This window comes from Pseudomonas sp. RC10-4-2, from assembly GCF_050433085.1.
GTDB lineage: Bacteria > Pseudomonadota > Gammaproteobacteria > Pseudomonadales > Pseudomonadaceae > Pseudomonas > Pseudomonas aeruginosa.
Genome location: NZ_JBNPXX010000001.1, coordinates 246,572 through 259,473, shown reverse-complemented (window position 1 = coordinate 259,473; position 12,902 = coordinate 246,572). Strand labels below are relative to the sequence as shown.

The following is a 12,902-nucleotide window of genomic DNA, read 5'->3' as shown; positions in this document are numbered from 1 at the left end:
CGATGAAACTGCGCGGCCTGTACGCCATCACCGATAGCCAGCTACTGGACGACGGCCGCCTGCTGCCCTACGTCGAAGCCGCGCTCCGCGGAGGCGCGCGCCTGCTGCAATACCGCGACAAATCCAGCGACCAGGCGCGGCGCCTGCGCGAGGCGGAAAGCCTGCGCGAACTCTGCGAACGCCACGGCGCGCAGTTGATCGTCAACGACGACGCCGAACTCGCCGCGCGCCTGGGCGTCGGCCTGCACCTCGGCCAGACCGACGGTTCGCTGTCGGCGGCGCGCGCCCTGCTCGGCCGCCAGGCGATCATCGGCGCCACCTGCCACGCCCAACTGGAACTGGCCGAGCAAGCGGTGGCCGAGGGCGCCAGCTACGTCGCCTTCGGCCGCTTCTTCAATTCCAGCACCAAACCCGGCGCCCCCGCCGCCAGCGTCGAACTGCTCGACCAGGCCCGGCCGCGCCTGCACCTGCCGATCACCGCCATCGGCGGCATCAGCCTCGACACCGCGCCCGGCCTGATCGCCCGCGGCGTCGATCTGGTCGCCGTGATCCATGCGCTGTTCGCCGCCGCGTCCGCCGCCGAGGTGGAACGCCGCGCCCGCGCCTTCAGCGCCCTGTTCGAACCTGCCTGACGCCTCCGCGCCTCGCCCGAGAGATAGAGAGCTAGCCATGTCCCGTTCCGAAACGCTGTTCAACAACGCCCAGAAACACATTCCCGGCGGGGTCAACTCCCCGGTGCGCGCCTTCAAGAGCGTCGGCGGCACCCCGCTGTTCTTCAAGCACGCCGAAGGCGCCTATGTACTGGACGAGGACGACAAGCGCTACGTGGACTATGTCGGCTCCTGGGGTCCGATGATCCTCGGCCACAGCCATCCGGACGTGCTCGACGCGGTGCGCCGGCAACTCGACCACGGCCTGTCCTATGGCGCGCCGACCGCGCTGGAAGTGGAAATGGCCGACCTGGTCTGCTCCATGGTGCCGTCGATGGAGATGGTGCGCATGGTCAGCTCCGGCACCGAGGCGACCATGAGCGCCATCCGCCTGGCCCGCGGCTACACCGGGCGCGACAGCATCATCAAGTTCGAAGGCTGCTACCACGGTCACTCCGACAGCCTGCTGGTGAAGGCCGGCTCCGGCGCCCTGACCTTCGGCGTGCCGAACTCCCCGGGCGTTCCGGCGGCCTTCGCCAAGCACACCCTGACCCTGCCGTTCAACGACATCGAGGCGGTGCGCAAGACCCTGGGCGAAGTCGGCAAGGAGGTCGCCTGCATCATCGTCGAGCCGGTTGCCGGCAACATGAACTGTGTGCCGCCGGCGCCGGGCTTCCTCGAAGGCCTGCGCGAAGCCTGCGACGAACACGGCGTGGTGCTGATCTTCGACGAAGTGATGACCGGCTTCCGTGTCGCCCTCGGCGGCGCCCAGGCCTACTACGGGGTCACCCCGGACCTGTCGACCTTCGGCAAGATCATCGGCGGCGGCATGCCGGTGGGCGCCTTCGGCGGCAAGCGCGAGATCATGCAGCAGATTTCCCCGCTGGGCCCGGTCTACCAGGCCGGCACGCTCTCGGGCAACCCGCTGGCAATGGCCGCCGGCCTGACCACCCTGCGCCTGATCAGCCGCCCCGGTTTCCACGACGAACTGACCGCCTACACCACGCGCATGCTCGACGGCCTGCAACAGCGCGCGGATGCCGCCGGCATCCCCTTCGTCACCACCCAGGCGGGCGGCATGTTCGGCCTGTACTTCAGCGGCGCCGACGCCATCGTCACCTTCGAGGACGTGATGGCCAGCGACGTCGAACGCTTCAAGCGCTTCTTCCACCTGATGCTCGACGGTGGCGTGTACCTTGCGCCTAGCGCCTTCGAGGCCGGCTTCACCTCCATCGCCCATGGCGACAAGGAGCTGGAAATCACGCTGAACGCCGCCGAAAAAGCCTTCGCCGCGCTGAAATGATCCTCTTCGCGGCGCCCTTCCCGGGCGCCGCCCTCCTCCCCGCCGGAACGCCTTCCTAGCCGAAATGCATAAACGCGCCGACAAAGTTCCCGAAAAGACAGTAAAGACTTTGTAAGGAGGCGTCGGCTTATTTCATAATGTGAGGGTCAGCGCATTTCGTTGGCCGGGCAGCCCTTGCCCGCCCCGATCCAGGAGGTGTCTTCCCCTCATGTTCCGTACCGGCCGCACCCTCGCCCTGGGTTGCCTGTTGATCCTCCAGCCGCTGCTCGCGCAGGCGGGAGGCAACTCGTTGCTGATTCCAGCGACCGGCCGCTGCGCGCTGAACACCGTTCCCGAAGAATTGCAACAGGCGCTCGCCGCCTGCCAGCAGGTCGCCAATGGCGGCGACGCCGAGGCGCAATACGAACTGGGCGAATTCTTCTACGACGGCGAGCGCATCCCGCGCGACCTCCAGGCCGCCCTCAACTGGTTCGAGAAAGCTTCTCTACAGGGCCATGCCCAGGCCCAGTACCACCTCGGCACCATGTTCTTCCGTGGCGAAGGGGTTCCGGCGAACAACGTACAGGCCTACATCGTGCTGAAGATGGCAGCGGTGAACGGCGCCGAGGACGCCCTGGACAGCGCCGACCTGGTAGCCGAGCAGATGAACCGCGACGAACTGGACATCGCCACCCGGGTGCTGGGGCAGATCTTCCGCAACTACCTGATCGAACTGCAGACTGCCGGCGGCGTCACGCCCTTCGCGCCGCTGCCCTGACGTCCCTTTCGCGAATCAGTCGCTCTTGCCGGGCATCGGCATGGGGAACGGCATGACGTTGCCCGCGCCCTTGGCCTCGCTGATCTTCGGCGTACCCAGGCGCTCGACCTCGTCGATGCGGACGATCGCGTGCATCGGCACGAAGCTGCGCAGAACGCCTTCGAACTGCGCCTTGAGCTTCTCCTCGCTGGGGTCCACCACCACCTGGGTGCGCTCGCCGAAGACGAACTCCTCGATTTCCAGGAAGCCCCACAGATCGCTCTGGTAGATCTGCTTGGCATACATCTCGAAGACCTGGCCCTGGTTGAGGAAAATCACCTTGTAGATGGGGTTTTCGCGCTTGTTCATGGCGGGGAAAGCAATGCCGGAAAATGAAGGGCGCGAATCATAGCACAGCCTTTCGGCCAGCAACGCTAGGAACCGGGGGCCCCGCCCTCTATAATGCGCGGTCCTTTTCGAACTGTCCGACGAAGCGCATGGCCAAGAAGCTTTTCATCGAAACCCACGGCTGCCAGATGAACGAGTACGACTCGTCGCGAATGGCGGACCTGCTCGGTGAACACCAAGCCCTCGAGGTGACCGAAAACGCCGCCGAGGCCGACGTCATCCTGCTCAATACCTGCTCGATCCGCGAGAAGGCCCAGGAAAAGGTGTTTTCCAAGCTCGGCATGTGGCGCGAGCTGAAGCAGCAGAATCCCGACCTGGTGATCGGCGTCGGCGGCTGCGTGGCCAGCCAGGAAGGCGCCGCGATCCGTGAGCGCGCGCCCTATGTCGACGTGGTCTTCGGCCCGCAGACCCTGCACCGCCTGCCGGAAATGATCGACGCCGCGCGCAGCACGCGCAAGCCGCAGGTCGACGTGTCCTTCCCGGAAATCGAGAAATTTGACCGCCTGCCGGAACCGCGGGTCGATGGCCCCACCGCCTTCGTCTCGGTGATGGAAGGCTGCAGCAAGTACTGCAGCTTCTGCGTGGTGCCCTACACCCGCGGCGAGGAAGTCAGCCGACCATTCGACGACGTGATCGCCGAAGTGATCCACCTGGCCGAGAACGGCGTCCGCGAAGTCACCCTGCTGGGACAGAACGTCAACGGCTTCCGCGGCCTGACCCACGATGGCCGCCTGGCCGACTTCGCCGAACTGCTGCGGGTGGTCGCCGCCGTCGACGGTATCGAGCGCATCCGCTATACCACCTCGCACCCGCTGGAATTCTCCGACGCGCTGATCCAGGCCCACGCCGAGGTGCCGGAGCTGGTGAAATTCATCCACCTGCCGGTGCAGTCGGGCTCCGACCGCGTGCTGGCGGCGATGAAGCGCAACCATACCGTGCTGGAATACAAGTCGCGTATCCGCAAGCTGAAGGCCGCGGTACCGGACATCTGCATCAGCTCCGACTTCATCGTCGGTTTCCCCGGCGAAACCGAGAAGGACTTCGAGCAGACCATGAAGCTGGTGGAGGACGTCGGCTTCGACTTCTCCTTCTCCTTCATCTACAGCGCGCGGCCCGGCACGCCCGCCGCCGACCTCGCCGACGACCTGCCGGAAGAAGTGAAGAAACAGCGCCTGCAGATCCTCCAGAGCCGCATCCACCAGCAAGGCTACGAGATCAGCCGGCGCATGGTCGGCAGCACCCAGCGGATCCTGGTCACCGACTTCTCGAAGAAGGACCCAGGCATGCTCCAGGGGCGCACCGAGAACAACCGGATCGTCAACTTCCGCTGCGACAATCCACGCCTGATCGGCCAGTTCGCCCAGGTGCACATCGACGACGCGCTGCCGCACTCGCTGCGCGGTACCCTGATCGACAGCACCCTGCATTGAGGCCGACGACCGTACGGCGGGCTCGCTGAACCTTCCCGCCGCCACGGTGCACCAACGTTTCAGCGGGAACCGGGAAAGCGCCGCCGCGATACGGCAACTTTGCGCGACGATATCCAGCGGTTATTCTCTTCCCTATCAATCAGCCACTGGCGAGTACGACAGAACACCTTGAACGCCCCCCAGGAACTTCATCGCTTTATCCTCGAGCCGTTCGACGCCCGCAGCTTCGCGACACTTTGCGGGCAGTTCGACGAGCATCTCCACCAGATCGAGAAACGCCTCGACATCGAGATCCGCAACCGCGGCAACCAGTTCGAACTGGCCGGCGAACCGCGCCGGACCAAGGTTGCCGAACGCCTGCTGCAGCGTCTCTACCGCGAGGCGCAGAACGGCACCGATCTCACTCCCGACACCGTGCACCTGTACCTGCAGGAGTCCGGCCTGGAAGACCTCGAGGAATTGCAGAGCGCGCCGCAGGTCACCCTGAAGTCGCGCAAGGCGCACATCCGCCCGCGCGGCGCCAACCAGCAGCGCTACGTCAAGGCGATCCTCGACCACGACATCAACTTCGGCATCGGTCCGGCCGGCACCGGCAAGACCTACCTCGCCGTGGCCTGCGCCGTCGACGCCCTGGAGCGCGAGCAGATCCGCCGCATCCTGCTGGTGCGCCCGGCGGTCGAGGCCGGCGAGAAGCTCGGTTTCCTTCCCGGCGACCTGTCGCAGAAGATCGACCCCTACCTGCGCCCGCTCTACGACGCGCTCTACGAGATGCTCGGCTTCGAACACGTGGCCAAGCTGATCGAGCGCAACGTCATCGAGGTCGCGCCGCTGGCCTACATGCGCGGGCGCACGCTGAACAACAGCTTCATCATCCTCGACGAGAGCCAGAACACCACAGTCGAGCAGATGAAGATGTTCCTCACCCGGATCGGCTTCGGCTCCACCGCGGTGATCACCGGCGACGTCACCCAGGTCGACCTGCCCCGCGGCACCCGCTCCGGCCTCAAGCACGTGATCGAGGTCCTGCAGGACGTCCCCGGCATCAGCTTCACCCACTTCAAGCCCAAGGATGTGGTCCGCCACCCGCTGGTGCAGCGTATCGTCGAAGCCTACGAGCGTCACGAGAGCCGCCAGCAAGGCCAGGTGCGGCCGGTCGAGGGAACGGGCAAGGGCGGTCACGATGCCGCTTGAGCTCGACCTGCAGGTCGCTAGCGCCGCCCCGGACCTGCCCTCCGAAGCGCAGTTCCGCGCCTGGTGCGAACTGGCCCTGCGCCAGCGTCCGGAGTCGGAGCTGACCATCCGCCTGGTGGACGAGGCCGAAGGCCTGGAACTGAACAGCACCTACCGGCACAAGGACTACGCGACCAACGTGCTGTCCTTCCCCGCCGATGTCCCGGACGAGCTTCTCGATATCCCGCTGCTCGGCGACCTGGTGATCTGCGCCCCGGTGGTCGCCCGCGAAGCCCTGGAACAGCGCAAGCCGTTGCAGGCCCACTGGGCCCACCTGGTGATCCACGGCTGCCTGCACCTGCTCGGCTACGACCACATCGACGACGCCGAAGCGGAAGAAATGGAAACACTGGAACGTGAATTGCTGGCGGAACTGGGTCATCCCGATCCGTACGCCTGCGACGACGAAGAGCCACCGAGCAAGGAAAAATGAGCGAAGACCGATCGAGCAACGGGCACAAGTCCTGGCTGGACAAGATCACCCAGGCTTTTGCCCACGAGCCGAGAAACCGCCAGGAGCTACTCGAGCTGCTGCGCGATGCCCACGACAACAAGCTGCTGGACAGCGAGGCGCTGTCCATCGTCGAGGGGGCGATCCAGGTCGCCGACCTGCAGGTGCGCGACATCATGGTGCCGCGCTCGCAGATGATGAGCATCCGCTCGACCCAGACGCCGAAGGAATTCCTTCCGGCCATCATCGAAGCCGCCCACTCGCGCTACCCGGTGGTCGGCGAAAGCCTCGACGACGTCATGGGCGTACTGCTGGCCAAGGACCTCCTGCCACTGATCCTGCACAACGACGAGCGTCCCTTCGACATCAAGGAACTGCTGCGTCCGGCTACCTTCGTCCCCGAATCCAAGCGCCTCAACGTGCTGCTCCGCGAATTCCGCGCCAACCGCAACCACATGGCCATCGTCATCGACGAATACGGCGGCGTGGCCGGCCTGGTGACCATCGAGGACGTGCTGGAACAGATCGTCGGTGATATCGAGGACGAGCACGACGTCGAGGAGGACAGCTACATCAAGCCGCTGCCCAGCGGCGATTTCATCGTCAAGGCGCTGACCCCCGTGGACGCCTTCAACGACTTCTTCGGCTCGGAATTCTCTGACGAGGAATTCGATACCGTGGGCGGCCTGGTGATGAGCGCCTTCGGCCACCTGCCCAAGCGCAACGAAGTGGTCGAGCTGGGCGAGTTCCGTTTCCGCGTACTCAACGCCGACAGCCGCCGCGTCCATCTGCTGCGCCTGTCTCCCCTGCAGAACTGAGCGCGCCCCCTCCGCCGCGGCGGAGGGGGCATCTTCCCGCGCCGTCCTTCTGGCGTCTCGCCAGCCCCTCCTTTACTCTTGCGCCTTGCGCCAGACTCCCCTGTCGCCGCGGACGTTGCCGTCCGGCAGCCGAAGGCGGCCCCGGTCTGCGCAGTCGGACATTGAACAGGCTCTAAGGACATTCGATGCGTTGGATTTCTCGTCCCGGCTGGCCCGGACACCTGCTGGCACTCGCCGCAGGCGCGCTCACACCCCTGGCCCTGGCGCCCTTCGACTACTGGCCGCTGGCGATCCTCTCGATCGCCCTGCTCTATCTCGGCTTGCGCGGCCTTCCCGGCAAGTCCGCCCTGTGGCGCGGCTGGTGGTACGGTTTCGGCGCGTTCGGCGCCGGCACCAGCTGGATCTACGTCAGTATCCATGACTACGGCGCCGCCTCGGTGCCGCTGGCAAGCTTCCTCATGCTCGGCTTCACCGCCGGCGTCGCCTTCTTCTTCGCCCTGCCGGCCTGGCTGTGGGCGCGCTGCCTGCGCCGAGACAACGCGCCGCTGGGCGACGCCCTGGCGTTCGCCGCCCTGTGGCTGGCACTGGAGCTGTTCCGCAGTTGGTTCCTTACCGGTTTCCCCTGGCTCTACGCCGGCTATAGCCAGTTGCAGGGACCGCTGGCCGGGCTGGTACCGGTGGGCGGCGTATGGCTGTCCTCCTTCGTCATCGCCCTCAGCGCGGCCCTGCTGGTGAACCTGCCGCGCCTCTTCCCGCACGGTGCCAGCCTGTTTCTGGGGCTGGTCCTGCTGCTCGGCCCGTGGGCGGCCGGCCTCTATCTCAAGGGCCACGCCTGGACCCATTCGGCCGGCGAACCGCTGAGGGTAGTGGCGATCCAGGGCAACATCGCCCAGGAGCTGAAATGGGACCCGAATCAGGTCCGCGCGCAACTCGACCTCTACCGCGACCTGAGCCTGCCGCAGCAGGACGTCGACCTGATCGTCTGGCCGGAAACCGCGGTGCCGATTCTCCAGGACATGGCCAGCGGCTACCTCGGCGCCATGGGCCAGGTCGCCGACGAGAAGAACGCCGCGCTGATCACCGGGGTCCCGGTGCGTGAACGTCTCGCCGACGGCAAGAGTCGCTACTTCAACGGCATCACCGTGGTCGGCGAAGGCGCGGGCACCTACCTCAAGCAGAAGCTGGTGCCGTTCGGCGAGTACGTGCCGCTGCAGGACCTGCTGCGCGGCCTGATCGCCTTCTTCGACCTGCCGATGTCCGACTTCGCTCGCGGTCCGGCCGACCAGCCGCTGCTCAAGGCCAAGGGCTACCAGATCGCCCCGTATATCTGCTACGAAGTGGTCTACCCGGAGTTCGCCGCCGCGCTCGCGGCGCAGAGCCAGGTGTTGCTGACAGTGAGCAACGACACCTGGTTCGGCACTTCCATAGGCCCTTTGCAGCACCTGCAGATGGCACAGATGCGCGCCCTGGAAAGCGGTCGCTGGATGATCCGCGCGACCAACAACGGCGTCACCGGCCTGATCGATCCCTATGGCCGGATCGTCCGGCAGATCCCGCAGTTCCAGCAGGGCATCCTGCGCGGCGAGGTGATACCCATGCAGGGCCTGACGCCCTATCTGCAATACCGCGTCTGGCCGCTGGCCGGGTTGGCCGGCGTGCTGCTGCTATGGGCTCTGCTCGGCCGCCAGTTGCGTCCGCAGGAGCGACGCCTGTTCGGCTGAAACCAGCCCCTCCTGGAAAGACCGGCGCCCCCGCCGGTTGCGTCTCAGCGGTAGAACAGGCGATAGCCGACCAGGCCGATCGCCTCGTTCAGCAGCATGCCGCTCTGCCAGAAGGCCTGCGCTTCCGGCAGCCAGCCGCCGAAGGGCCGCAGGTTGGCCCCGCCGAGGAAGCCGACCGGCGCCGGGATCACCTCGAACCCCTGGCGCTCGAAGCTCCAGCGTGCCCGCTGCATGTGCCAGGCCTGGGTCACCAGCACCACCCGGCGCACGCCGGCCTCGCGCAACTGCGGGGCGCTCAGGGTGGCGTTTTCCCAGGTGGTACGGCTGAGACCTTCCTGCCAGCGCGTCGGCACGCCGAAGTCCTGCAACAGGGCATTGGCCATCAGCGCCGCCTCGCTGGGCGGGCGTCCGTAATGCAACCCGCCGCTGATCAGTACCGGCAGCGCCGAGGTCTTGGCCAGCCGCGCGGCATAGCGCAGCCGCTCGGCCGCCAGCAGGCTCGGCGCATCGTCGCCCCAGGCCGGGTCGTTGGTCTGCCGGCCGGCACCGAGGATGACGATGGCGTCGGCGCGCTGCGCCAGGCCCGGTAGATCCTCCGCCAGCAGGGCCGGTTCGCTTTCGAGCCAGCGCGCCATCCACTCCACGCTGAGCGGCATGCTCATCAGCCACAGACCGAAGAACCCGCAGACACCGCACAGCCGCGCCAGCCTCGGTCGGCTGGTGCGCCACCAGAAAGCGAAAAACAGCAGCAGCAACAGGCCACCCGGCGGCAGCAGAAGTTGCTTGAAGAAATAACGGATCGGCATCGCCCCCTCCCTGTCGGAAGAGGCAATCTAAAGGATTGCGCGACGCCTGGCGAAACTTCCCGGAAAGAGACCCTAGCGGCCGTTGCCCGAACGGAACAGTTGCGAGCCGCAATGGCCGCACGGCAACACACCATGCCCCTTGCTCCACTGCACCGGCGCACCGCAGAGCGCACAGAGCAGTTGCCGCTGTTTCAACGAGACGTGGCGACGGGGCGCCGGCGGTTGCGGCCGGGGCGGCCGAGGTGTCCTGCCGGGCTGGCGCTCGAGCAGCGCCAGCTCCTCGGCGGCCGCATGCCAGCCGCGCAACCAGTGCAGGTCCTGGTCGAGATAGGCGCGTATCAGCCCCATCTCCGCTTCGCTCAAACCACGCAACTCAAGCTCCGTGGGATGCTCGTCACGCAGGCGCTCGGCCGTATCCGCTTCATCCAGAGCCAGGGCGAGACGCTGCAGCAGCCTCTCGTACAGCCCACCTCCCGTTACACTCGCGCGTTGCAGCTCAGCCATCGAACACCTCTGAAGGTACCACTGGGCAGCCAGCCATCGACGGCCCATAGGGCAAGCTTAGCGTTCCCGTTCGGCTGAACCGCCCCCGGCGACAAACGGCGCGGGCTATCGACAGGAGTGGGGGTCATGTATGCTACGAGGCTTTCGAACAGTCACGTCTAAGTAGCGCCATGCACGAGCAATATCAGCCACTCGAGATCGAAACCCAGGCCCAGAACTACTGGAAAGAACACCAGTCCTTCCTCGTCAGGGAGCTACCCGACAAGGAGAAGTTCTACTGCCTGTCGATGTTCCCGTATCCGAGCGGCAAGCTGCACATGGGCCACGTGCGCAACTACACCATCGGCGACGTGATCAGCCGCTACCACCGCATGCAGGGCCGCAACGTGCTGCAGCCGATGGGCTGGGACGCGTTCGGCATGCCGGCGGAAAACGCCGCGATGAAGAACAACGTCGCCCCGGCGGCCTGGACCTACGACAACATCGCCTACATGAAGTCGCAGCTGGACAGCCTCGGCCTGGCGATCGACTGGAGCCGCGAGGTCACCACCTGCAAGCCGGACTACTACCGCTGGGAGCAGTGGCTGTTCACCCGCCTGTTCGAAAAAGGGGTGATCTACCGCAAGAACGGCACGGTCAATTGGGATCCGGTCGACCAGACCGTACTCGCCAACGAGCAGGTGATCGACGGGCGCGGCTGGCGCTCCGGCGCGCTGATCGAGAAGCGCGAGATCCCGATGTACTACTTCAAGATCACCGCCTACGCCGAGGAACTGCTGGAGAGCCTCGACAACCTGCCCGGCTGGCCGGAGCAGGTGAAGACCATGCAGCGCAACTGGATCGGCAAGTCGCGCGGGATGGAGATCGGCTTCCCCTACGACCAGGTCTCCATCGGCCACGCCGGCCAACTGAAGGTGTTCACCACCCGTCCGGACACCCTGATGGGCGCCACCTACGTCGCCGTCGCCGCCGAACACCCGCTGGCCACCCAGGCAGCGCAGAACGACCCGCAGTTGCAGGCGTTCATCGACGAATGCAAGCGCGGCGGCGTCGCCGAGGCCGACATCGCCACCCAGGAGAAGAAAGGCATGGCCACTTCCCTGTTCGTCGAACACCCGCTGACCGGCGACAAGCTGCCGGTATGGGTCGCCAACTACGTGCTGATGAACTACGGCGAAGGCGCGGTGATGGCGGTGCCCGGCCATGACGAGCGCGACTTCGAGTTCGCCAACAAGTACGGCCTGCCGATCCGCCAGGTGATCGCCAAGGTCGAGGGCGACAACGACTTCGAGTCCAGCGTCTGGAAGGAGTGGTACGGCGCCAAGGACGAGTCCGTGCTCACCGTCAACTCCGGCAAGTACGACAACCTCGGCTACCAGGCTGCCTTCGACGCCATCGGCGCCGACCTCGAGGCCAAGGGCCTGGGCCAGGCGCGCACCCAGTTCCGCCTGCGCGACTGGGGCATCAGCCGCCAGCGCTACTGGGGCTGCCCGATCCCGATCATCCACTGCGAGGCTTGCGGCGACGTCCCGGTGCCGGCCGACCAGTTGCCGGTGGTGCTGCCGGAAGACGTGGTACCGGACGGCTCCGGTTCGCCGCTGGCGAAGATGCCGGAATTCTACGAATGCAACTGCCCGAAATGCGGCCAGCCGGCCAAGCGCGAAACCGACACCATGGACACCTTCGTCGAGTCGTCCTGGTATTTCGCCCGCTACGCCTGCCCGCAGTTCGAAGGCGGCATGCTGGACAGGAAGGCGGCCGACTACTGGCTGCCGGTCGACCAGTACATCGGCGGCATCGAGCACGCCATCCTGCACCTGCTCTATGCGCGCTTCTTCCACAAGCTGATGCGCGACGAAGGCCTGGTCGGCAGCGACGAACCGTTCAAGAACCTGCTGACCCAGGGCATGGTGGTCGCCGATACCTACTACCGGACCACCGCCAACGGCGGCAAGGACTGGTTCAACCCGGCCGACGTCGAGGTCGAGCGTGACGCCAAGGCCAAGGTCGTCGGCGCGCGCCTGAAGAGCGACGGCCAGCCGGTCGAGATCGGCGGCACCGAGAAGATGTCGAAGTCGAAGAACAACGGCGTCGACCCGCAATCGATGATCGACCAGTACGGTGCCGATACCTGCCGCCTGTTCATGATGTTCGCCTCGCCGCCGGACATGAGCCTGGAGTGGTCGGACGCCGGCGTCGAGGGCGCCAACCGCTTCCTCCGCCGCGTCTGGCGCCTGGCTCACGCCCACGTCAGCGCCGGCCTCCCCGGCGCGCTGGACGTCGCCGCCCTGAGCGACGCGCAGAAGCAGGTCCGCCGCGCCATCCACCTGGCGATCAGGCAGGCCAGCCAGGATGTCGGCCAGCACCACAAGTTCAACACCGCCATCGCCGCGGTGATGACCCTGATGAACGTGCTGGAGAAGGCGCCGAACCAGGACGCCCAGGACCGCGCCCTGATCCAGGAAGGCCTGGAAACCGTGGTCCTGCTGCTGGCGCCCATCACTCCGCACATCTGCCACGTGCTCTGGGGCCAGCTCGGCCATGCCGAAGCGGTGATCGATGCGCGCTGGCCGAGCGTCGACGAGAGCGCACTGGTGCAGGACACCCTGCAACTGGTGGTGCAGGTCAACGGCAAGCTGCGCGGACACATCGACGTGGCCGCCAGCGCCAGCCGCGAGGATGTCGAGGCCGCCGCGCGCGCCAACGAGAACGTGCTGCGTTTCACCGAAGGCCTGAGCATCCGCAAGGTCATCGTGGTACCGGGCAAACTGGTCAACATCGTCGCCAACTGATACGCGATTCCATTGGACGCCCCCGGCCATCCGGGGGCGCTGATCAACAGGAG

Annotated in this window: 12 protein-coding genes; 9 read left to right on the top strand and 3 right to left on the bottom strand. The window is 66.2% G+C overall.

Annotated features, from left to right (window positions below; genetic code table 11):
- The first annotated feature begins 2 nt into the window (after positions 1–2).
- From thiE to FHW81_RS01195, 3 genes are all read left to right on the top strand, one after another.
- Positions 3–632 carry a thiamine phosphate synthase gene (gene thiE, locus FHW81_RS01205; RefSeq protein ID WP_003093148.1) on the top strand — a complete coding sequence of 210 codons (630 nt, stop codon included), beginning with the start codon at positions 3–5 and terminating at the stop codon, positions 630–632.
- A 37-nt stretch (positions 633–669) separates the two neighbouring features.
- Complete coding sequence (gene hemL, locus FHW81_RS01200) at positions 670–1,953, top strand: glutamate-1-semialdehyde 2,1-aminomutase (protein ID WP_003093150.1); 1,284 nt, start codon at positions 670–672, stop codon at positions 1,951–1,953.
- A gap of 208 nt (positions 1,954–2,161) precedes the next feature.
- A complete protein-coding gene (locus FHW81_RS01195) occupies positions 2,162–2,710 on the top strand; it encodes a tetratricopeptide repeat protein (protein WP_003093155.1) in 549 nt (182 codons plus the stop codon).
- A gap of 15 nt (positions 2,711–2,725) precedes the next feature.
- Here FHW81_RS01195 and FHW81_RS01190 read toward each other — a convergent pair whose 3' ends face one another.
- Positions 2,726–3,058 (bottom strand): DUF1820 family protein, encoded by a 333-nt coding sequence (locus FHW81_RS01190; RefSeq protein WP_003093157.1) that lies wholly within the window; start codon positions 3,056–3,058, stop codon positions 2,726–2,728.
- 128 nt (positions 3,059–3,186) lie between these two features.
- Here FHW81_RS01190 and miaB point away from each other — a divergent pair, with 128 nt between their 5' ends.
- The 5 genes from miaB to lnt all read left to right on the top strand — a co-directional run bounded on the left by miaB (position 3,187) and on the right by lnt (position 8,747).
- Positions 3,187–4,527, top strand: a complete 1,341-nt coding sequence (gene miaB, locus FHW81_RS01185; protein ID WP_003093158.1) for a tRNA (N6-isopentenyl adenosine(37)-C2)-methylthiotransferase MiaB — start codon at positions 3,187–3,189, stop codon at positions 4,525–4,527.
- Between the two features lie 168 nt (positions 4,528–4,695).
- Positions 4,696–5,718 carry a PhoH family protein gene (locus FHW81_RS01180; protein WP_003093159.1) on the top strand — a complete coding sequence of 341 codons (1,023 nt, stop codon included), beginning with the start codon at positions 4,696–4,698 and terminating at the stop codon, positions 5,716–5,718.
- Entirely contained in the window at positions 5,708–6,190 is a 483-nt protein-coding gene (gene ybeY / locus FHW81_RS01175) for an rRNA maturation RNase YbeY (RefSeq protein ID WP_003093160.1), read from the top strand. Before FHW81_RS01180 ends, ybeY begins: the two co-directional genes overlap by 11 nt.
- Positions 6,187–7,026 carry an HlyC/CorC family transporter gene (locus tag FHW81_RS01170; protein ID WP_003093161.1) on the top strand — a complete coding sequence of 280 codons (840 nt, stop codon included), beginning with the start codon at positions 6,187–6,189 and terminating at the stop codon, positions 7,024–7,026. Before ybeY ends, FHW81_RS01170 begins: the two co-directional genes overlap by 4 nt.
- 185 nt (positions 7,027–7,211) lie before the next feature.
- The gene (lnt, locus tag FHW81_RS01165; RefSeq protein ID WP_019396852.1) at positions 7,212–8,747 is read left to right on the top strand and encodes an apolipoprotein N-acyltransferase; all 1,536 of its coding nucleotides are present in this window, start codon (positions 7,212–7,214) and stop codon (positions 8,745–8,747) included.
- A gap of 44 nt (positions 8,748–8,791) precedes the next feature.
- On the opposite strand, the gene FHW81_RS01160 is transcribed toward lnt, so the two are convergent.
- A complete protein-coding gene (locus FHW81_RS01160) occupies positions 8,792–9,553 on the bottom strand; it encodes a YdcF family protein (protein ID WP_003100328.1) in 762 nt (253 codons plus the stop codon).
- 72 nt (positions 9,554–9,625) lie between these two features.
- The gene (locus FHW81_RS01155) at positions 9,626–10,057 is read right to left on the bottom strand and encodes a hypothetical protein (RefSeq protein ID WP_003114329.1); all 432 of its coding nucleotides are present in this window, start codon (positions 10,055–10,057) and stop codon (positions 9,626–9,628) included.
- 170 nt (positions 10,058–10,227) lie between these two features.
- On the opposite strand from FHW81_RS01155, the gene leuS reads away from it, so the two are divergent.
- Positions 10,228–12,849, top strand: a complete 2,622-nt coding sequence (gene leuS, locus FHW81_RS01150; protein ID WP_004365850.1) for a leucine--tRNA ligase — start codon at positions 10,228–10,230, stop codon at positions 12,847–12,849.
- Positions 12,850–12,902 lie beyond the last annotated feature (53 nt).